At 66.5% G+C, this 19,975-nt stretch carries 17 protein-coding genes; 8 read left to right on the top strand and 9 right to left on the bottom strand.

Translation table 11 applies throughout. The features are described from left to right. The first annotated feature begins 89 nt into the window (after nucleotides 1-89). Nucleotides 90-287, top strand: a complete 198-nt coding sequence (locus FDW83_RS19230) for a hypothetical protein (RefSeq protein ID WP_171027598.1) — start codon at nucleotides 90-92, stop codon at nucleotides 285-287. 30 nt (nucleotides 288-317) lie between these two features. Next, nucleotides 318-776, top strand: coding sequence for a DUF4383 domain-containing protein (locus FDW83_RS16905; protein WP_138139247.1), 459 nt, complete (start codon nucleotides 318-320; stop codon nucleotides 774-776). Nucleotides 777-938: 162 nt separating this feature from the next. Here the strand turns inward: FDW83_RS16905 and FDW83_RS16900 are convergent, their stop codons facing one another. Then, the gene (locus tag FDW83_RS16900) at nucleotides 939-1,148 is read right to left on the bottom strand and encodes a hypothetical protein (RefSeq protein WP_138139246.1); all 210 of its coding nucleotides are present in this window, start codon (nucleotides 1,146-1,148) and stop codon (nucleotides 939-941) included. 97 nt (nucleotides 1,149-1,245) lie between these two features. Next, nucleotides 1,246-1,470, bottom strand: coding sequence for a hypothetical protein (locus FDW83_RS16895; protein WP_138139245.1), 225 nt, complete (start codon nucleotides 1,468-1,470; stop codon nucleotides 1,246-1,248). Nucleotides 1,471-1,976: 506 nt separating this feature from the next. Between FDW83_RS16895 and FDW83_RS16890 the strand changes: the two genes are divergently transcribed. Together FDW83_RS16890 and FDW83_RS16885 are read left to right on the top strand one after the other, a co-directional pair. Further along, nucleotides 1,977-3,176, top strand: coding sequence for a pyridoxal phosphate-dependent aminotransferase (locus tag FDW83_RS16890; RefSeq protein ID WP_138139244.1), 1,200 nt, complete (start codon nucleotides 1,977-1,979; stop codon nucleotides 3,174-3,176). Then, nucleotides 3,173-4,132 carry a D-glycerate dehydrogenase gene (locus FDW83_RS16885; RefSeq protein WP_138139243.1) on the top strand — a complete coding sequence of 320 codons (960 nt, stop codon included), beginning with the start codon at nucleotides 3,173-3,175 and terminating at the stop codon, nucleotides 4,130-4,132. The genes FDW83_RS16890 and FDW83_RS16885 overlap by 4 nt, the downstream gene beginning before the upstream one ends. A gap of 134 nt (nucleotides 4,133-4,266) precedes the next feature. Here FDW83_RS16885 and ppgK read toward each other — a convergent pair whose 3' ends face one another. Genes ppgK through FDW83_RS16860 form a run of 5 tightly spaced genes read right to left on the bottom strand, consistent with a single transcriptional unit; the run spans nucleotide 4,267 to nucleotide 9,947 of the window. Next, the gene (ppgK, locus tag FDW83_RS16880) at nucleotides 4,267-5,064 is read right to left on the bottom strand and encodes a polyphosphate--glucose phosphotransferase (protein ID WP_138139254.1); all 798 of its coding nucleotides are present in this window, start codon (nucleotides 5,062-5,064) and stop codon (nucleotides 4,267-4,269) included. Continuing rightward, on the bottom strand, nucleotides 5,052-6,767 hold the full coding sequence (locus FDW83_RS16875; RefSeq protein WP_138139242.1) for a glycoside hydrolase family 13 protein: 1,716 nt from the start codon (nucleotides 6,765-6,767) through the stop codon (nucleotides 5,052-5,054). The genes ppgK and FDW83_RS16875 overlap by 13 nt, the downstream gene beginning before the upstream one ends. A 45-nt stretch (nucleotides 6,768-6,812) precedes the next feature. Continuing rightward, on the bottom strand, nucleotides 6,813-7,700 hold the full coding sequence (locus FDW83_RS16870; protein ID WP_138139241.1) for a carbohydrate ABC transporter permease: 888 nt from the start codon (nucleotides 7,698-7,700) through the stop codon (nucleotides 6,813-6,815). Continuing rightward, entirely contained in the window at nucleotides 7,697-8,623 is a 927-nt protein-coding gene (locus FDW83_RS16865; RefSeq protein WP_138139253.1) for a carbohydrate ABC transporter permease, read from the bottom strand. Before FDW83_RS16865 ends, FDW83_RS16870 begins: the two co-directional genes overlap by 4 nt. 46 nt (nucleotides 8,624-8,669) lie before the next feature. Further along, complete coding sequence (locus FDW83_RS16860) at nucleotides 8,670-9,947, bottom strand: ABC transporter substrate-binding protein (RefSeq protein WP_171027597.1); 1,278 nt, start codon at nucleotides 9,945-9,947, stop codon at nucleotides 8,670-8,672. A 91-nt stretch (nucleotides 9,948-10,038) separates the two neighbouring features. Between FDW83_RS16860 and FDW83_RS16855 the strand changes: the two genes are divergently transcribed. Next, the gene (locus FDW83_RS16855) at nucleotides 10,039-11,238 is read left to right on the top strand and encodes an ROK family transcriptional regulator (protein WP_138139240.1); all 1,200 of its coding nucleotides are present in this window, start codon (nucleotides 10,039-10,041) and stop codon (nucleotides 11,236-11,238) included. A gap of 100 nt (nucleotides 11,239-11,338) precedes the next feature. Beyond that, nucleotides 11,339-11,578, top strand: a complete 240-nt coding sequence (locus tag FDW83_RS16850) for a hypothetical protein (protein WP_240721028.1) — start codon at nucleotides 11,339-11,341, stop codon at nucleotides 11,576-11,578. On the opposite strand, the gene FDW83_RS16845 is transcribed toward FDW83_RS16850, so the two are convergent. Then, nucleotides 11,575-12,624 carry an LLM class flavin-dependent oxidoreductase gene (locus FDW83_RS16845; protein WP_138139239.1) on the bottom strand — a complete coding sequence of 350 codons (1,050 nt, stop codon included), beginning with the start codon at nucleotides 12,622-12,624 and terminating at the stop codon, nucleotides 11,575-11,577. The genes FDW83_RS16850 and FDW83_RS16845 overlap by 4 nt on opposite strands. A gap of 138 nt (nucleotides 12,625-12,762) precedes the next feature. Between FDW83_RS16845 and FDW83_RS16840 the strand changes: the two genes are divergently transcribed. Both FDW83_RS16840 and FDW83_RS16835 read left to right on the top strand, forming a co-directional pair. Next, nucleotides 12,763-13,320, top strand: a complete 558-nt coding sequence (locus FDW83_RS16840; protein WP_138139238.1) for a hypothetical protein — start codon at nucleotides 12,763-12,765, stop codon at nucleotides 13,318-13,320. Continuing rightward, the gene (locus FDW83_RS16835; RefSeq protein WP_138139237.1) at nucleotides 13,317-16,217 is read left to right on the top strand and encodes an ATP-binding cassette domain-containing protein; all 2,901 of its coding nucleotides are present in this window, start codon (nucleotides 13,317-13,319) and stop codon (nucleotides 16,215-16,217) included. Before FDW83_RS16840 ends, FDW83_RS16835 begins: the two co-directional genes overlap by 4 nt. 35 nt (nucleotides 16,218-16,252) lie before the next feature. Here FDW83_RS16835 and metH read toward each other — a convergent pair whose 3' ends face one another. Continuing rightward, the gene (gene metH / locus FDW83_RS16830) at nucleotides 16,253-19,897 is read right to left on the bottom strand and encodes a methionine synthase (protein ID WP_138139236.1); all 3,645 of its coding nucleotides are present in this window, start codon (nucleotides 19,895-19,897) and stop codon (nucleotides 16,253-16,255) included. Nucleotides 19,898-19,975: the final 78 nt, after the last annotated feature.

Raw genomic sequence — 19,975 nt, 5'->3', positions numbered from 1 at the left:
GCAACCGAAGGCCAGCAAGCCGCCACCGACGTCAAAGACCGCGCCACCGACGCCAAAACCAACGTCCAAAACACGTGAGCGGCTAGGACTTGGTTCCAACGCCGACCCGCAACCCGGCGGGGCAGCGCACGGACCCGGACCAGCAACTCCCTGCCGGCGGCCCCCGCCACATGAAAGCATCACCCGGACCCGGCCCGCACACGTGGGCCACCCGCCGGCTCGTCACCATCGCCGGACGGCTTAATGAGCGATGGCTCAACCGGCGCCCCTCGCCCAGCCCAAACTGACCACCTGCAGCGCAAAAAGGAGCACACCCGATGGCAACAACAAACCGCACCACCGGCCCCAAGACAACCCTTCAAAAGGCAGCACAGGCAGTAGGCGCCGTTTTCCTGCTGGTCGGCGTCCTCGGCTTCATCCCTGGCATCACCAGCAACTATGAAGCACTCTCATTCGCCGGACACGGTTCCGGGGCGCTGCTTCTGGGCATCTTCCAGGTCTCGATCCTCCACAACATCGTTCACTTGCTGTTCGGTATCGCGGGGATCCTGATGTCCCGCACCAACGGGCAGGCCCGGAACTACCTCCTCTACGGCGGCGTCATCTACCTCATCCTGTGGCTCTACGGCCTCCTCATCGGCCAGGACAGCCCTGCCAACTTCGTCCCGGTCAACACCGCGGACAACTGGCTCCACTTCGTCCTCGGTATCGGCATGATCGCTCTGGCCATCCTGCTCTCCCGTAACACCCGCACAGCAGGAACGGCAAGCCGCTAACCCGTACGGCGACCGGCGCACACCTGTCCCGACCGGTCTTGTTGCAACGCGAAGGTGCCCGCGGGTCGTCCTCCATTAAGGAGGCCGACCCGCGGGCACTTTTATCATCTTCAATACCCAATGTCAGCGCCTGAAGGACGTTGGTTTCCGTAGCGATTAGGCCTAGCCGGTGGTTCCGCTCGCTATGTCACCAAGTGCGACTGCCAGAGCATCCGTATCGAACCAGGTGGCCACCAGGACGTTGTGGATGTAGGCGTCAAACTCAAATGGGTGGCAACGTCCGCCGTGGTTCCAGTAAAGGATCCACAGGTCAATCAGCGCCACGTCTTGCTGTTGCAGCAACGCCCTGGCTGCATGCTGCAGGTCCGCCATAACCAATGTTTGCTTCTGCTCCCCACCCCCCACAAGAGCAGCACGGCACCGGATCCCGTTCACTGCTTCCCGTACTGGCTGTGGGCGGCTTGTTTGCTCACCCCGAGGCACTGGGCGTGAGCTTCCCGTTTTTGTCCCATTCGAACCAGTTGACCATTTTCAGCTGCGGGAACCGTTGCTGCGTTGCGGGATCGAACAGGTGGGTCCACCAGGCTTCCTTAATGGCCAGCTCGTCTTTTCCTCCGGCAGCCGGAGCGAACAATGCTGCCGTTTCGGAAATGGCCACCCGCTTGCCGTGCTGTTCGCCGTAAACCTGGTGCAAGTCCGGCGCCCGGCTGTCATCACCGTTGGCCCCGGCATGGGTGCCAGTGAGCTGGTTTGCGAACGTGCCCGGTTCGTATCCGTGGCGTGAAGCTCCTCGCGCCTGTGACCATGCATGGTTTGAACGACGGCGACACCTGGGTTGCGCCCTGCTGCGTCCCCGTTTCCTGGCGGCCCCGATCGGCAAGGCGGCCGGTAAAGCCCGCCACGTCAGGCCTGCGGCGAGCAGGCCGATCAGAGCAAAAAGGGCGCGCCCGGGAACTAAGAGTGAGCAGCTATTGCCAGGCAGCGCGCGAGAATCTAGTATATCAGTCTATATGCATAGTTATATCAGCCTGGTCCTGCCACGGTTGGGAATTGGACGGCGGTCCAGGGGAGGCGGAAACGCTTCCCAAGGACTGTTCGGCAGCACCATCTGGTTGACCTTGCCGTGCCCGCCCTCGCCGCATCAGCCCCAGAGAAAGGGGCGGAGCGGCCGATTGTTATCTCGATGAGGAGTAGAACAGCATGCAGCAACTCGCGCACCGTCTTGAACGGCTGGGCACCGAAACTGCCTTCAGCGTCGCGCAGGCCGCGGCGGCCTGGAAGGCCCAGGGGAACATCGTGTACCCCTTCCACCTGGGTGACATCAATATCCCCACGGCCCCCCATATCGTCGAGGCGATGAACAAGGCGATCGCCGACGGTTACACGGGCTATTGCCCCGGCCCCGGCATCCCGCAACTGCGTGAAGCCCTTGCCGAGGACCTCGGCTCACGCCGCGGCATGACGTTCTCCCCGGACAACGTTGTGGTCATGACCGGGGGCAAACCGGTTATCACCAAGTTCCTCCAGGCCGTTATGAACCCCGGGCAGGAGGTGCTTTACCCGAACCCAGGCTTCCCGATCTATGAATCCCAGATCGAGTACCTCGGCGGCACGGCCGTGCCCTACCGCTACGTGCCCACGGACACCGGCTTCGCGATCGACCTCGACCAGGTGCGCGCATCCATCACGGACAAGACGGTAGCCATCATCTACAACGACCTGCAGAACCCCATTTCGGCAGAATCAACGGCCGCCGAGCGCGAGGCCATCGCACAACTCGCCCAGGAACACGACCTGTGGGTCCTTTCCGACGAGGCATACTTCGAGACGCGCTACGAAGGCGTCTCCCAGTCGATCGCGTCACTCCCCGGCATGGCCGGGCGCACCGTCATCCTCTACACGTTCAGCAAGAAGTTCGCCATGACCGGCTCCCGCCTCGGCTGCGCCGTCGCCCCGGTGGAAATCGCCAAGGTCCTCAGCACGCTGAACACCAATGACGAATCCTGCACCACGCACTACGTCCAGTGGGCCGGCATCGAAGCGCTCCGCGGCACCCAGGAGCCGGTGCAGCAGATGCTCGACATCCTGCGGGAACGCCGGGACGCTGCCTGCGGGCTCCTGAACTCAATCCCGGGCATGAATGTCGCAGTACCGCAGTCGACGTTCTACCTGTTCCCTGACGTCACTGACGCCATGGAGCGCATGGGCTTCACCGCAGTGGGCGATTTCGCCACCGAAGCGCTGTACAAGACCGGTGTCTCCTTCTGCACCCGCGAACACTTCGGCCGGCGCCAACCAGGCGAAGACCGGCAATACATCCGGCTCGCCTACTCGGGAATCAATGTCGAAGACATCCGCGACGGCCTCGGCCGCCTGCGCCAGTGGATCGAGACGGCATGAGCCGGGTCGTCGTCACGGGCTGCATACCCGAAGCAGCCATTGAAAAGCTCCGAGCCGAGCACGAGGTGGATGCCTGGCAGGGGCCGGAATCGATCAGCCGCGAAGAACTGCTGCGCCGGGTCGCAGGAGCAGACGCGATAGTCAGCCTGCTCACCGAGCGCATCGACGCCGAGCTGCTGGACGCCGCGGGCCCACAACTCAAGGTCGTGGCCAACGTCGCCGTCGGCTACGACAACATCGACGTCCCCGCCTGCAGGGAACGCGGCATCATCGCCACCAACACGCCCGGCGTGCTCACCGACGCCACCGCCGACATCGCACTGAGCCTCATCCTCATGGCCACCCGCCGGCTCGGCGAAGGGGAGCGGCTTATCCGGTCCGGCCAGGCCTGGAAGTGGGGCATGTTCTTCCTCCTCGGCAGCAGTCTGCAGGGGAAGACCCTAGGCATCGTCGGCATGGGCGGAATCGGGCAGGCGACTGCCCGGCGCGCCAAGGCCTTCGGCATGGAGATCGTCTACCAGTCCCGCAGCGAAATCGATCCCGCGATCGCAACTGGGCTGGATGCCCGCCGCGTGGACCTGGACGAGCTGCTGGCCGTTTCCGATGTCGTGTCCCTCCACTGCCCCTACGGGCCGGCCACGCACCATCTGATCAGTGCCGGGCAGCTGGCGGCAATGAAAAGTTCCGCTTTCCTGGTCAACACAGCACGCGGGCCGATCGTTGACGAAGCGGCCCTCGCGTCCGCCCTTCGCGAGGGCGGAATCGCGGGTGCCGGACTGGATGTCTTCGAGCATGAGCCCCAGGTGCATCCCGGGCTGCTCGACCTCGACAACGTGGTGCTGGTGCCGCACCTGGGCTCCGCCACAGTCGAAACGCGCACCGCGATGGCAATGCTCGCCGCGGACAACGCACTCGCCGTGCTGAGCGGGGACCACCCGTCCACGCCGATCGGCTAAAAGGTAAGGTGTCCGGTCCTGGCGTCTGACTAAGGCAGCCAGGGCCGGAGAACAAAAGGGTCTGAGCGAGGTGATTGCAGCACCGGACTCAGACCCTTTTGCTTGCCCCCTTCCGCGGGCTCAGACTGCGGGGCTCAGACGGCCAGGCTGAGCGGCCCCTCACTCCTGGCAGCAGATTGCAGGGCGGCACCCACAACTCCAGCGGAGTTTTGCAGGGCGGCGGGGACCACCGGGGTGCGCAGTGACAGGCGGGGCAGGTATTCATTGCTGCAGGCCGAAATCCCGCCGCCGACGATGATCAGGTCAGGGGAGAACAGGAACTCCACATGTGACAGGTACTGCTGCAGCCGGTCCGTGTACTCGTCCCAGCCGAGGCCTTCCCTTTCGCGGGCCACAGCCGATGCCCGCGATTCCGCCTTGTACCCGGCGACTTCCAGGTGCCCCAGCTCGAAGTTCGGCACCAGCATTCCGTCCACGATGAGCGCTGAACCGATGCCCGTGCCCAGCGTCAGAACCAGGACAACACCGCTTCGGTCCTTGCCGGCGCCGTACCGCGCTTCCGCCATACCGGCGGCGTCAGCGTCATTCACCACTGTGACGGGGATGCCCAGCCGTGCACCCAGGCAGGCCTGGACATCCAGGCCTAACCAGCTGTCATCCATGTTCGCTGCCGACCGCGCCACCCCGTTCTGAACAATGGAAGGGATGGCGACGCCGGCAGCAGTCCCGGGAGCCCCCAGCTCACCAACCAGCCGCTCAAGGGTGTCCGCTACCGCATCCACCGTGCCGCCGGCAGGCGTCCGGAGGTGCAGGACCTCCCCGGCCGGCGCACCGGTTTCCAGGTTGACGACCGCCCCCTTGATCCACGTTCCGCCGACGTCGATCCCGATGCGGACATCCGGCCCAGTATCAAAGACGCTCACTGCAGCCAGGCCGTGGTGGCCCCGGGCAGGAAGGCACCTTCCAGAGGTGAGCTGGAGACGAGCACGTCCCCGGCGGGCAGCTCGAAGGGTTCCGTCCCGAAGTTCGTCACCGACGTCCAGCCGTTCGGGCGCCGGAACACCAGGACGTCGGGCCGCCCGGTTTCCAGCCACTCCAGCGTTTCATCTGCCTGCAGCTGCGACCGCAGGGCCAGGGCACGCCGGTAGAGGGACAGGGTGGAATCCTCCTGCGCTTCCTGCACTTCCACCGAGCTGTCCGCAAACCAAGCGGGCTGCGGCAGGTGGGAACCGGCCGGGCCGAACCCGAAGGAGCTTCCCCCTGCAGTCCATGGCAGCGGGACGCGGCAGCCGTCACGGCCGATCTCCACGCCCTTGTTGCGGAAGAAGGAGGGGTCCTGGCGCTCGCTGTCGGGAATTTCGCTGCCGACTTCCTGCAGGCCCAGCTCCTCGCCCTGGTAAAGGTACGCGGAACCTGGCAGGGCGAACATCAGCAGGGATGCGGCGCGGGCGCGGCGCAGGCCGAGTTCGACGTCGACATCCTCCTGCCTGCCTCCCGCCAGCAGCCACTGCTTGCCCGCCTGCCCCGACATGATGTCCCCCTCGGCCGATGATGCGGACGCGGGGAGGCCATAGCGGGTGGCGTGCCGGACGACGTCGTGGTTGGAGAAGACCCACGTGGACGACGCGCCGGACGCCTCTGCCTCCGCAAGGTTCTTGGTGATGGTCTTCCGGAACTGCGCAGCGTCGAAGTCGGCCTGCAGCAGGTCGAAGTTGAACGCCTGGCCCAGCCCCTCCGGGCTCGCGTACCGGGCGCGGCGGTCCGCGTGGACCCAGGCCTCGGCGACGGCGGTGCGCGGCGGGTTGTATTCGTTGAACAGCTTGCGCCACTCGGCGTAGATCTCGTGGACTTCGTTGCGGTCCCAGTACGGATGCCTGCCTTCGAGGTAGAGCGCCTCGCCCTCGGCCTCGAGGTCCGCCGTAGTGGGCAGGGTCTCCTCAAGGTTCTTGGTCAGTGCGTGCGCCACGTCGATGCGGAAGCCGTCCACGCCCCGGTCGGACCAGAAGCGCAGGGTCTTCAGGAAGTCCTCGCGCACCTCGGGGTTGTCCCAGTTGAGGTCCGGCTGTTCCTTGGCGAAGATGTGCATGTACCACTGGCCGGGGGTGCCGTCAGGTTCGGTGATGCGCTCCCAGGCGGGCCCGCCGAACACGGAGTGCCAGTCCGACGGCGGCAGCTCGCCTTGGTCGCCGAGGCCGTCACGGAAGATGTAGCGGTCGCGGGCGGGAGAGCCTTTCGGCGCGGCGAGGGCTTCCTGGAACCATTCGTGCCGGTTCGAGGAGTGGTTGGGCACGATGTCCACGATCAGCTTGATGCCGGCTGTGTGCAGCGCGGACGCCATCGCGTCGAAGTCTTCAAGTGTTCCCAGCCTGGGGTCCACGTTGCGGTACTCGTCCACGTCGTAGCCGCCGTCCGCGAGGGCGGAAGGATAGAAGGGACTCAGCCAGACGGCGTCGACTCCCAGTGCCTTCAGGTACGGGACCTTGGCGGTGATGCCGTTGATGTCGCCGATCCCGTCGCCGTTGGAGTCGGCGAAGCTGCGGGGGTAGATCTGGTAAACGGACGCCTGGCGCCACCAGTCGGGGTCGGCCATGTGTTCGGCGTCAGTGCGGGTTGCCAGTGTGGCGGTGGTGGTCAAGATTGCTTCCTTCGGGTTCTTGGAGGTGTTGGTCAAAGGGTGGAGTTACTTGACGGCGCCCTGGGTGAGGCCGGACATTACCCAGCGCTGGGTAAGCAGGTAGACGATGATGGCGGGTGCCATGGCCATCAGGTACGAGGCGAAGGCGATGTTGTAGCTGTTGCTGAACTGCGTCTGGAAAATCTTCTGCAGCACAGGGATTGTCTGCATCTCGGGATCGGAGATGATGAGGGACGGCATCATGAAGTCGTTCCAGGAGGCGATGAAGGCGAAGATGCCCACCGTCGCGCTCATGGGGCCCAGCAGGGGGAAGATGAGCTTCCAGAACACCCGCCAGGTCCCGGCGCCGTCCATCCGCATGCTTTCCTCCAGCTCCAGCGGAATTGAGCGCAGGAAGGCGGTAAACAGCATGGTGTTGAACGCCAGGGCAAAGACGATGTGGAGGATCGCGACGCCGAGCGGATTGTCCAGGCCCGCCATGCCGGTGAGCTGGATCTGCGGCAGCGCCACCACGGGGAACGGGATGAACATGGCAGCGAGCAGGTAGAAAAACGACCAGCGGAACAGGCGGCGGTCCCAGTTGCGCACAATCGCGTAGGCTGCCAGCGCGGACACGATGATCTCGCCGGCGACGGCGATGACGGACACGAACACGGAGATCGCGAAACCGCGGGGGAAGTTGGTGAGCGTCCACGCCTGGGTGAAACTGTCGAGGGTCAGCGGACTGGGCAGTGAGAAGGCGTTGCCGTCAACGGCCTGGCCCGTGGTTTTGAACGCCATGCTGATGGTGACGTACAGCGGGACGAGCACGCCGAGCGTGCAGACGATCAGGAGGGCTGTGGCCGGCCGGTTGATCCGCTCCGTGGCGGCGGTGGTCCGGCGTTTCCTTGTGGATACTGGTCCTGCTGGGATGGTGCGGGTCGCATCGCTCATGCTGCGATCCCTCCTTTGCCACGGGTGAAGCGGAGCTGGATAAGTGCAATGACGATGCTGATGAGGAAAAAGATCACGGCATTGGCCATCTGGTAGGCGTAGTCGCCGCCTTCGAAGCCGCGGAAGATGGCCATTGCCACGCTCCGGGTGGAGACCCCGGGCCCGCCGTCCGTGAGGCCGACGATGATGTCATAGGCGTTGAGGTAGTTCTTGAAGCCCAGCACCGTGTTGATCACGGCGTACCCGGCTACCAGCGGCAGGGTGATGTGCCTGAGGTTGTGCCAGGGTGATGCCCCGTCAAGGGAGCTTGCCTCGTAGACCTCCGCCGGGACCGTGAGGAGCCCTGCGATGTAGATCAGCATCGCGCTCGGGATCGACTGCCACGCCGTGACGAAGACGATCGCCAGCCAGGCCAGGTCCGGGTTGGCCAGGATGCTCGTGGAAAGCGGTCCGATTCCCAGCGCCTGGCCTGCCAGCGGCAGCGAGTTGGAGAACAGGTACTGGAACACAAAGGCGATGACGATGCCCGAGATCACCATTGGGATCACGAACACCGTGCGCAGGGCCGTGCGGAAACGGACACGTGACGTGAGCCCCAGGGCCAGGAGGAAGGCAACGGCGTTCACAACGATGACGGTGACCAGCGCAAAGGACAGGGTAAAGCCGTAGGCACTGAGGATTCCTTCATCCCGGAAGACCGCGATGAAGTTCCGGAACCCGATGAATTCGGCGTCCCCGAAGCCGACCGAGTTGGTGAAGCTGTAGATAAAGCCGAGCACCGCAGGCAGCGTGACGGCGAGCGTGAAGATCACCAGCGACGGGAGCAGGAAAAAGTAGTACAGCGGGTCGGTCCGGCTCTTGCGTGCCCGCACCGGCTGCGCAGCCGGTTGGACCGCCACCGCCGGCGGGGAAGGTTTCGTCATAGATGACATGGAAAGTCCTCGTTTCGTGCCTTGATCGGGAGCGCGGTCACGCGCGGAAAGCCAGACGTGCCCAGTCCGCGTCCATGCGGCGCAGGGTGGCCTCGGCATCGGCTCCTGCCACAATCGACTGGAGGTAGTTGGCGGCGGGAATCGTGTTCGGAATGAACTGCGAGGCGCCCATGTAGAAGCGGCCCTCGTCGTAGTACTTCTGCATGTCGATGATCCGGGGGTCCGTCACCGGCGGCGCGTCCTTGGCCGTGCCGAATCCCAGGAATTTGGCGTTGTAGGGATCCTGGACCTCCGGCTGCAAAAGGTATTGAAGGAATGCCCGGGCCCCCTCCTGTCCGTTCGCTACTTCGGGAACCCACAGGGACAGGTCGATGTTGACCCGGACCTTGAGGTCCGCGGGGTCACTGGTCATGGGCAACGGGAAGGTGCCAAGGTCCACGTCCGTGCCGGCCTTCTCAATCTCACCAAAGGCCCAGGGCCCCTGGAAGTACATGGCCGCCTGGCCCTGCGCCATGGCCGTATTGCCGTCTCCGTAGCCGCGGCTGGAGGCATCCGGATTGACGTACTGAATCAGCTGCACCATGCGCTTCACCGGCTCCAGGAGTGTTTTCTGGAACGAGACCTTCGAGTCGGGGCCAACGTCCTCGCCAATCCCGTGCAGTTCGCGGTAGAAGCCACGGACGTCCACCATGCCGCCCACCGTGTAGTCGAACAGGCCCTGCGCGATGGTCCAGGGATCCCGGAACGTGCCGTAGATCGGCGTGATGCCCGCCGCCTTGAGTGCTTCGCACACGGCGATAAGTTCATCCCAGGTGGTGGGGACCTCCAGGCCGTTCTCGTCGAAGATGCGGCGGTTGTAGATGACCGACGCCGCCATGACCGAGTAGGGGATGACGCTCGTTCGGCCGGGATAGGTGGGATACCAGTTGGTGAGGTCCAGCACGTCGTCACGGATGGAGGCTGCTTGCGGAAGGTCGGAAAGGTCTGACAGTGCTCCGCGTTCCATGAACCGGGCCATTTCGAGGTTGTAGTTCAGGCAGCCGAGATCCGGCGGACTGCTGCGGACGAAACTGGCGGAGAGGTTCGTTGCCATGTCATGCAGGACACGGACCTGGTCCTGTGAGGCAGTGAACTTCGCAGCGAGGTCGCGGAAGTACGGAACCGCCTCCGGCTTGGACTGGTGGAAGGTGATGCTTGGGCGGGTGCCTTCGGGGGCGCACCCTCCCAGGCTGAGAGCGGCCAGCGCACCTCCGGCAGCGGTAAGGAAGGTGCGCCGGGAGACTCGCGTCCCGGAAGGCGTCAAAGGTGGCAACATCGGCTCCTTGGGTGTTCGCACAGACGGTTTATATGGGTCATAAATTTATGACCTATACGAGGATGGTGGACGAAAGCGATATCGTCAAGGGATGAATGGGATCACAGCGAACTCGACGCATCTGTTACGGCAGATCAACTCTGAGGCGTTGCTGCGCTTTGCCCTTCAGGAACAGGTGTTTACGGCTGCAGAGGCTATGGCTGAGACCGGATTGACGCGCGCAACGGTGCTGGGCGTTTGTGACGGCCTGGTTGCCGCGGGCTGGCTTGAAGAGGTTGAAGACCCAGGCGCCGCCGGTCGCGGCAACAAGGGCAGGCCGGCACGGCGTTACCAGCTGCGCGAGGCTGTGGGTGTGGTTGTGGGACTCGACGCCGGCGAGGGGCACTTCACCACGGTCGTCGCGGACCTGCGCGGCCGCGAGCTGGGCAAGCGCCGCCAAAGCGTGGACTCACATGCGCTTGGCCGCGCCGGCCGGCGTGCCGGGGCACGGAAACTGGTTCGGCAGGTGCTTGACGATGCCGGACATTCCGAAACTGATGTCCTGCTGACCGTGGTGGGTGTTCCCGCGCCGGTGGACGTCAACGGCCTGTCGCCTGCCGATGGGGAGTTCTGGCAACTGATGAATTCCGGGTTCGACTCCGAACTGCAGGGCCCGGTCTTCGTCGACAACGATGCCAACCTCGCAGCTATCGCAGAAGGGGCACAGGAGCCTTCCGCCAACGTGGCAACCCTGCTGACGGGCGAGCGGTTTGGTGCCGGGTTGATCGTCGACGGGAGCCTGCTGCGGGGACCGCGGGGCGGTGCCGGCGAGATGCGGTTCCTGGGCAGTCTTTCCGGCAATGTCTCCAGGCCTGAAGAGGGAAGTACGGACGGGTTCGGGGCACTTGCGCGCAAGTGGGCGCGGTCAGCCGTCCGCTCGTATGACGGAAAAACTGTGCTGCGGAAGATACCAGGGGAGGAAATCAACGCAGAGGTTGTGTTCAAGGCGGCCTGTGAAGGTGACCCGCTGGCGGAGGACATCATCGCCCGGCTGGGCGCCCGGCTGGCACACATCGCTGTGGTGCTATCCAGCCTCCTCGACATCGACCGGGTTGTCATCGCTGGCGGAATTTCGGCTGCGATCGAACCTGTCCTGGACCATGCGCGCAGCCTGCTGCCCGGGGACTCGGGCTTTCCGCTTCCCGAGCTGGTGGCGAGCAAGCTGGGGGCTGAGGCAGTGGTCCAGGGGGCGGTCGAGTCGGCACTGACCCGGATCCGCCGCGAACCCGCAACCTTTTTTCCAAGAACATAGGCCACGCGTCAGCAGAAGCTCATGTCGGCGACACCTGTACGCCACCTTGCCCTAGGAGAATCTGAGCGTAGGAAACTCCCAGGAGAAGGAAGGCCAGCTCATGACCGGCATTGACCGCATGGTTATCGATTCCTGCCACCAACTCGCATCCGGGGACGCCATCGAAGCGTTCCACGGGAACACCCTGGTCCACCGGGGCCCCGTCACGGGCACTCTCCCGGACCAGGGACTGTTCTGGATCCTTGACACCCTGACTGGAGGCAGGCGCCTGCTGGACATCTCCGGGCTCGAGGTTGTCCGCATTGCTCCCCAGTACCGCGAAATTCGGGTGGACGCCTAGCACACTCCGGCCGCCGCGGGCGCCCAGCCCAGGGCCGGCCCCAGCTTGCCGGCGATGTCCGTCAGGATCTGGACGTAATCTTCGTGCCCAAAGCTGAAGGGCAACGCGAACGCCACCTCATCGACCTCCTGGAAGCCGGCATGGGCGTACAGCTGCTCAGCAATCTCTTCGCTGGTGCCGAGAAGGTCCGCCGCGAACAGCATGCCTTTCGGCCCCTGCGGCGCCCGTGTCCGGGGAGTCCGCTCGGCAACGTACCGCCGGTACTTTTCCCGCTGCTCAGCCGAGGCAGAGTCGGTGGGAATCACCACCAGGCCCTGCGAGACCCGGGCCCGGCCGGGTTCAGGGGAAGCGGCCGCGGCCTCGCGGTAGGCGCGGATGTGCGACTGCTGGATGAGGGCGAAGTCCGGCTCCTGGTCCGGCTCCGGAAAGACCACGCTGCTGGAGAGCAGGTTGAAGCCGTTGGCCCCCGCCCAGACCGCCGACTTCCTGCTGCCCGCCCCGTACCACAGGCGCTCCCGCAGACCGGGGGAATGCGGCTCCACGCGGTTGGAGAATTCCTCCGCCACGCCCTGCTTGCCGGAAAATTCCCGCACCGGTTCACCCGAAACCAGGCGGGCAAGCCGCTCCACGCGGGCGTAGCCGAAGTCCTCCACCTCGAAAGAGTCCGGATAGAGCTCGTGCTTCACCGTGTCGTAGTGCATGGGCTCACCCACGCTCAGGCCCGGATTGATCCGGCCGCCGGCAAGCAGGTCCACGGTGGCGAGGTCCTCGGCCAGGCGCAGCGGGTTCTCCCAGCCCAGCGGAGTCACAGCCGTGCCGAGTTCGATCCGGGAGGTGCGCTGACTGGCGGCGGCCATCACGGCGATGGGGGAGGAGATGCCGAACTGCAGGTGGCGGTGCCGCAGCCATGCGCTGTCGAATCCCAGCCGTTCGCCAAGACCGATGATCTGCAGGGTCGATTCGTGGCCCGCCGCCGGGTCCGCCGGGTCGAACAGGCCAATCGTGAGGAATCCAAGCTTGCGCAGGGGACGTGAGCTGTCAGGCATGGGCTTCCTTCGGGTTTCCGGGGATGGCTACCTCCCACAATACGGAGCGCCCCCGGCCCGCCAGGGTCCCCGGGCGACGTAACGTCACACAAGGCCGCGGCATCCGGTTCCTGACCTCCAACGCCCTACCCTTAACAGGTGACATTGACTAAAATCCGCACCGCCGCCGCGAGTTCCCTCGCCGCCGCAGGTCTCCTTTTTTCCCTCGCCGCCTGCTCCACGCCGGCCGCCACGCCGCCCGCCACCTCGGCACCGGCCTCCTCACCGGCGGCTGAGTCCGGAGCCGCTTCCGGCCCATGCGACGGCGTCCAGGTCATCGTCGATTCGGGTGCCTTGGAACAGGAGGCCGCTGATACCTCCGTCTGCGTGCCGGTGGACGGCCCCACCCTTGCATCAGAGGTGCTGGACGAAGCGAAGGTGAAGACCGAGGGCACCACCCAGTACCCCACCGAACTGGTGTGCCGCGTGAACGGCGTTCCCGCCGCGGACTTCGATATCACCCACAAGGGCGGCACCCACCGCGAAGAGTGCAGTGGCATGCCCGCAGCCTTCGCCTACTGGGCCCTTTGGGTGAAGCCGGCCGCCGGCACCTGGGAGTACGCCCAGGAAGGCCTCGCCACCCTGCAGGTCAGCCCGGGCCAGAGCCTGGAGCTGCTCTTCACGGTCGACGGCGAACCGGCCACCCCCACGGCATGACCTTCCGGCCCGCGCCCTTACGTGCAGCGGCGGTTCTCGCCGCCATCTTCATCGCGGCGCGGGTCGTTTACCGCATCCTCTTCAACGGGGCAGGCGCCGGTACAACCGTGCTGCTCGACGTGCCGCCGGTGCGGCTGCCTGCCCCGTACGCCCATGTGGTCCTCTTCGGACCGGTCACGGCTGAAGGCATGTGGGCCGCCGTCCTGTCCGCCCTGCCGATTGCCGGAATGATCCTCGGGTTCGGCCTCCTCAACGCATGCCTGGATGTAGGCCGCGGCTTTGTCCGCCTTGCCCGGGGCGGCCCCCTGCAGGGCATCGCCCGGACGCTTGTTGTGGCGTGGGCGGCGCTTCCGGCGCTATCAGACGCAGTGGCCTCCGTACGCCTCGCCTTCCGCTTGCGCGGCGAACGCTTCGGCCCCCGCGCCCTGGTGCCGGTCCTGGAACGCACCCTCGAGCACGCCGCCAGGGTTGCCGCCGCCCTCGAACTGCGCGGCTTTGGAAGCCGGGCAGGGCGCCGGTCCGGCCAGGAAGCAGAACCGCCCCCCCTGGTCCGCGACGCCCGGTTCGCCATCGGCACCACACAGATCCAACTCGACGATTTCACGCCGCCCGGCGGATCGATCACGGTCATCACCGGTCCGACGGGCTCCGGCAAGTCCACCATCCTCCGGGGCATCGCGGGCCTCCTTTCCCACGTCGACGGCGGGGCCGTGTACGGCACGGTGCGGGTGGCGGGAATGGACCGCGCCGCCATCCCGCCGCGTGACACCGCCCGATCCGTCGGGGTGGTCCTGCAGAATCCCCGCGCCGCCTTCGCCACCACCAGGGTGCACGACGAAATCGCACTTGCCCTTGAGCTGCGCGGCATGGCAGCACACGAAGTCAAAGCCCGGGTCCTGGATGTCGCGGAGCGGATCGGGGTCCGGGCGCTGCTGGACCGGAACATCAGCACCCTCTCCGCCGGCGAGGCCGCGCTCGTCGCCGTCGCCGCCGCCGTCGTGGAACAACCCGCGCTGCTCCTGGTCGACGAGCCCCTGGCCGACCTCGACACCGCGGCGCGCGCACGCATCATCGGCATCCTCCATGCCCTTGCCCGCGGATCCGGCGTCTGCGTCATCGTGGCGGAGCACCGGGCGGAACCGCTGATACCCGTTGCCGGCGAATGGTGGACCATCGACGACGGCGCCCTGGTACCGGCTGCGGAGCCGCCCGCACGTCCGCATCCTGCCCCTGCCCGTCCAGTGCCTGCACCGCCGGTGGACCAGGAGCCTGTGCTGGCTGCCACGAACATCTCGGTGCACCGCGGGGGCAGGCCGTTGGTGCGCCACGCGTCCCTGACCCTGCACCGTGGTGAGGTGGCGGCGCTGGTGGGGCCGAACGGGGCCGGGAAGTCGTCTCTCCTCGTGGCGCTCGCCCTCGGTGGCGGGGCAGGCAGCAAGGGAAGGGCCGACGGCGGCCGGGTTGCCCTCGTGCCGGATGCCTCCGATGACCTCTTCACCAGGGACACGGTGGCAGGGGAATTGCGTGCGGCAGAACGGCGGCGGGAGCGTACCCTGCGCCGTTCCGGCCGGCGCCGTCCGGGTACTGGCGGAGACGCGGGTTTCAGTGCAGAACAGCCCCTTGAGCCTGCGGCGTCACTCCTTGCGCGGTTGCGGGGGGACGTGCGGATTCCTATCGGCCACGAGCACCCGCGGGACCTTTCCGCCGGGGAGCGCAGGGTCCTGGCCATCGCGCTCCAGACCCTGGACAACCCCCAGGTCCTCCTGATCGACGAGCCCACCCGCGGACTCGACCCCGCAGCGAAGGGGGCAGTCGCTGCAGCGCTGCGCACCGCTGCCGACTCCGGGACAGCCGTCCTGATCGCCACTCATGACCGCGACTTCGCTTCCGCCCTGGGCGCGAGGATCCTCCCGATGCGGGACGGCGTGGCCCCCGCAGCGGCGGCAGGCATGGCGCCGGTTGAATCCTTCGCGGCTGTGCACAGGGAAACAGCACAGCCGGCAGCTTCGCGGGCCCCGGTACGGCAATCCACAGCTGAACATGCGGAAACCGGTGCCGCGGGGCTGCGCATGAGCACCTTGAAGGCTGGCCGGCTCCGGATGCCGCGGGGCGCGGAGCTTGCCGTCCTCGCGGCGGCGAACCTCCTCGCCCTCGCCGCCTTCTGCTGGCCGCTGCTGGCCGCGGCGCTCCCGCAGGACGCCGCCGCGGCCACCCCATATGCGGCGCTCGCGGTGGCACCCCTGGCCGCCGTCGCCGTCGCGGTGTCCCTTGATGGTTCGGTGCGTTCCGCGCATACCGTGGCGTTGCTCGGCGTCCTGGCCGCCGTGGGGTCGGCCGTGCGCGTGGCGAGCACCGGCGTCGGGGGCATTGAGGCGGTCTTTATCCTGCTGATCCTGGCCGGGCGCGCCTTCGGTCCCCGGTTCGGCCTGCTGCTGGGCGCCGCCACCATCGCCCTGTCCAGCGCCTTGTGGGGCGGCATCGGCCCCTGGACCCCGTTCCAGATCTTCGCCTGCGCGTGGGTGGGCGCCGGGGCCGGCCTGCTGCCCCGCCGGGTACGCGGGAAAGCCGAACTGTGGATGCTGTGCGGCTACGGCGCAGTGGCGTCATACCTGTTCGGCCTGCTGACCAACCTGTGGTTCTGGCCCTTCGCGGTGGGCGCCGGCACCGGCATCTCCTACGAGCCCGGCGCCCCGCTGGCCACCAACCTCAGCAGTTTCCTGCTCTACTCGCTCCTGACCTCGACGGCGGGGTGGGACACCCTGCGCGCCGTCACCACCATCATTGGAATCAGCGTGGTGGGCAGGGCCGTCCTGGCCGCACTGCGGCGGGTCAAGCCTGTCTCCACTGCGGGCGCTCCAGCCGCGCAGTCGCGGCCCGCCCGGGCCCTGTCCGCCTAGGCCCCCTGTCCGCCTGAGACAGGGCCCGCAGCCGCTCATACCTTGAAGTACTTCGCCTCCGGGTGGTGGAACACGAACGCGTCCGTGGACTGTTCGGGGTGCAGCATCAGCTCGTCGCTCAGGACCACGCCCATCCGCTCGGGCTTGAGGAGTTCCATGACCTTGCGGCGGTCCTCCATGTCCGGGCACGCCGGGTAGCCGAGCGAGAACCGTGCACCGCGGTAGTCCAGCTTGAACAGGCCGGCCTTGTCCTTGGGCTCCTCGGCCGCGAAGCCCAGTTCGGAGCGGATGCGCGCGTGCCAGAACTCGGCCAGCGCCTCGGTGAGCTGCATGACCAGGCCGTTGAGCTCGTAGTAGTCGCGGTAGTGGTTGCCCTTGAAGAGCTCCGCCGTCACCTCATCGATCCTTGAACCGGCGGTGACCAGCTGCACCGGCAGGACGTCCACCTGCCCGGATTCGCGTGAGCGGACGAAGTCGGCCAGGCACAGGTGCCGGTCGCGGCGCTGGCGCGGGAAGTCGAAGCGCAGCCGTTCGGTGCCGATAGGGGCACCTGTTCCGCCGTCCGGGGCGAGCAGGCCCGCAGTGCCGAGGACGCCGTCGGGATCCTCGCCGTGGTGCAGCACCACCACCTGCTCACCCTCGGAAACCACCGGGAAGTAGCCGTAGGCGATGGACGGGTCCAGCATCTTTTCGGCGAGGATGCGGTCCAGCCAGTACCGCAGGCGCGGCCGGCCCTCGCGTTCCACCAGCTCCTCGTAGGAGGCGCCGTCCTCGCCGCGGCCGGGCTTGAGCCCCCACTGGCCCATGAAGGTGGCGCGCTCGTCGAGGAAGGCCGCGAAGTCGTGCAGCGCCACGCCACGCACAATGCGTGTTCCCCAGAACGGCGGCGCGGGCACGGGGTTGTCGCTGGCGACGTCGGAGCGTCCAGGCATTGCCTCCGGCTCGGTCAGCGTAACCTTGGCGCCCGCGCGGTGGATGCGCTTCTTCAGCGACGGCAGGCCAACCCCGGACGGATCCTCGCCGCGGGCGACGCGGACCAGCGGCTCCATGAGGGCCAGGCCTTCGAAGGCGTCCTTGGCGTAGCGGACCTCGCCGTCGAACAGCTCTGCCAGGTCCTGCTCCACGTAGGCACGGGTGAGGGCTGCGCCGCCGAGGATGACCGGCCACTTCTTGGCCAGGCCGCGGGACTGCAGCTCTTCGAGGTTTTCCTTCATCACCACCGTGGACTTCACCAGCAGGCCGGACATGCCGATCACGTCCGCGTCGTGTTCCTCGGCCGCGGCGATGATCTCCGCGATCGACTGCTTGATGCCGATGTTGATGACCTTGTAGCCGTTGTTGGTGAGGATGATGTCCACCAGGTTCTTGCCGATGTCATGCACGTCGCCACGGACTGTGGCGATCACCATGGTGCCCTTGCCGGAAGAATCGGACTTCTCCATGTGCGGCTCGAGCAGTGCGACGGCGTTCTTCATCACCTCGGCGGACTGCAGCACGAACGGCAGCTGCATCTCGCCGGCACCGAAGCGTTCACCCACCACCTTCATGCCTTCGAGCAGGTGGTCGTTGATGATGCCGAGCGCGGTCATGCCTTCACCGAGCGCCAGGTCCAGGTCTTGCTCGAGGCCCTTGCCTTCGCCGTCGATGATGCGCCGCTGCAGGCGTTCACCGGTGGGCAGGGCCGCGAGTTCCGCGGCGCGCTGGTCGCGCAGGGCAGCGGTGTCCACGCCGGCGAACATGTCCAGCATGCTGGACAGCGGGTCATAGGTGGTGTTGCCGTCGGCGTCGTATTCGCGGCGGTCCCAGACCAGGTCCAGGGCGACCTTGCGCTGCTCTTCCGGAAGGGAGGCGAGCGGGACGATCTTGGCGGCGTCGATGATGCCGCTGGTCAGGCCAGCCTGCACGGCCTCGTGCAGGAACACGGAATTCAGGACCATGCGTGCGGCAGGGTTCAGGCCGAAGGAGACGTTGGAGACGCCAAGCGTGGTCTGGATGCCCGGGTACTTCGTGGTGATCTGGCGGATGGCTTCGATGGTTTCGATGCCGTCCCGGCGGGTTTCCTCCTGGCCGGTGGCGATGGGGAACGTCAGGGCATCGACGATGATGTCCTCGACCTTCATGCCCCACTCGCCCACCAGGGCGTCAACGAGGCGGGAAGCGATGGCAACCTTCCCCTCCGTGGTGCGGGCCTGGCCCTGCTCGTCGATGGTCAGGGCGATGACGGCGGTGCCGTGTTCCTTCACCAGCGGCATGATGCGGGCGAACCGGCTGTCCGGGCCGTCGCCGTCTTCGTAGTTCACGGAGTTGACCACCGGACGGCCGCCGATGAGTTCGAGGCCGGCCTGCAGCACGGGAGGTTCGGTGGAGTCGATGACGAGCGGCAGGGTGGAGGCCGACGCGAAACGCGAGACGACCTCCTTGATGTCGCCCACGCCGTCACGGCCCACGTAGTCAACGCAGACATCGAGCAGGTGGGCACCCACGCGGATCTGTTCACGGGCAATGTCCACGCAGTCGTCCCAGCGCTCCTCGAGCATCGCCTGGCGGAACGCCTTGGAACCGTTGGCGTTGGTGCGCTCGCCGATGGCCAGGTAGGAGGCGTCCTGGTCGAAGGAGACGTGCTGGTAAAGGGACGCGATGCCGGGGTCGTGATCGGTGGGGACGCGGACGGCGCCGTCCGGGCTGCCGGCGGCCGCGGCATTGGTGCGGAAGGGCGCAAGGCGTTCGACGACGGCGGCCAGGTGTTCCGGCGTCGTACCGCAGCAGCCGCCCACCAGGCCCAGTCCGAATTCGCGGACGAACTGCTCGTGCGCGGTGGCGAGTTCGGCGGGGGTGAGCGGGTAGTGGGCGCCGTTGGCGCCGAGGATGGGCAGGCCTGCGTTGGGCATGCAGGCGATGGCCACGGTGGACTGCTTGGAGAGGTGGCGCAGGTGCTCGCTCATCTCGTCCGGGCCGGTGGCGCAGTTGAGGCCGATGGCATCGACGCCGAGCGGCTCGAGTGCGGTCAGCGCTGCACCGATTTCGGAGCCCATCAGCATGGTTCCGGTAGTCTCCACCGTTACCTCGACGAAGATCGGCAGCCGGATGCCGCGGGCCACGATCGCCTGCTTGCAGCCGTTCACCGCGGCCTTGGTCTGGAGCAGGTCCTGGCTTGTCTCGATGAGGAAGGCGTCCGCGCCGCCGTCGATCAGCCCCTCGGCCTGCAGCGCAAACGTCTGCTTGAGGTAGTCGTAGCTGGTGTGCCCCAGGCTGGGGAGCTTGGTGCCCGGGCCCATCGAACCCAGGACCCAGCGCATGCGTCCGTCCGTTGCTTCTGCCGCCTCGGCGCGTTCGCGGGCAATCTTTGCACCCTTCAGCGCGAGTTCGGCAATGCGGTCGTCGATGCCGTAGTCGGAGAGGTTGGACCAGTTGGCGCCGAAGGTGTTGGTCTCCACGGCGTCGATACCCACCGCGAAGTAGGCGTCGTGGATGTCCGCGATGACGTCCGGGCGCGTGTCGTTGAGGATCTCGTTGCAGCCTTCGAGCCCCTGGAAATCCACCTCGAGCGAGAGGTCCCTGCCCTGCAGCATGGTGCCCATCGCGCCGTCGGCAATGACAACCCGGTGGTTCACCGCGTCCAGGAGTTCCTGGGAACGGGCCGGGCGGGCGACGGATTCTATATCAAGAGCAAAACGAGGCATCTAAACAGGTTACGGGCGCGGCCCTGAATCATTGCTTCGTATTTCCGTGTACTACGACGGCGGGCGCCGGCTTCCAGC

Origin of the sequence: Pseudarthrobacter sp. NamE2 (assembly GCF_005796205.1) — a bacterium.
GTDB lineage: Bacteria > Actinomycetota > Actinomycetes > Actinomycetales > Micrococcaceae > Arthrobacter.
This window is presented reverse-complemented; position numbering and strand designations above follow the sequence as displayed.

Coding starts and splice junctions, on each gene's coding strand:
- FDW83_RS16905 (WP_138139247.1), top strand. CDS start 318: ATGGCAACAACAAACCGCACCACCGGCCCCAAGACAACCCTTCAAAAG.
- FDW83_RS16900 (WP_138139246.1), bottom strand. CDS start 1,148: ATGGCGGACCTGCAGCATGCAGCCAGGGCGTTGCTGCAACAGCAAGAC.
- FDW83_RS16890 (WP_138139244.1), top strand. CDS start 1,977: ATGCAGCAACTCGCGCACCGTCTTGAACGGCTGGGCACCGAAACTGCC.
- FDW83_RS16885 (WP_138139243.1), top strand. CDS start 3,173: ATGAGCCGGGTCGTCGTCACGGGCTGCATACCCGAAGCAGCCATTGAA.
- FDW83_RS16870 (WP_138139241.1), bottom strand. CDS start 7,700: ATGAGCGATGCGACCCGCACCATCCCAGCAGGACCAGTATCCACAAGG.
- FDW83_RS16865 (WP_138139253.1), bottom strand. CDS start 8,623: ATGACGAAACCTTCCCCGCCGGCGGTGGCGGTCCAACCGGCTGCGCAG.
- FDW83_RS16860 (WP_171027597.1), bottom strand. CDS start 9,947: ATGTTGCCACCTTTGACGCCTTCCGGGACGCGAGTCTCCCGGCGCACC.
- FDW83_RS16855 (WP_138139240.1), top strand. CDS start 10,039: ATGAATGGGATCACAGCGAACTCGACGCATCTGTTACGGCAGATCAAC.
- FDW83_RS16850 (WP_240721028.1), top strand. CDS start 11,339: ATGACCGGCATTGACCGCATGGTTATCGATTCCTGCCACCAACTCGCA.
- FDW83_RS16845 (WP_138139239.1), bottom strand. CDS start 12,624: ATGCCTGACAGCTCACGTCCCCTGCGCAAGCTTGGATTCCTCACGATT.
- FDW83_RS16835 (WP_138139237.1), top strand. CDS start 13,317: ATGACCTTCCGGCCCGCGCCCTTACGTGCAGCGGCGGTTCTCGCCGCC.
- metH (WP_138139236.1), bottom strand. CDS start 19,897: ATGCCTCGTTTTGCTCTTGATATAGAATCCGTCGCCCGCCCGGCCCGT.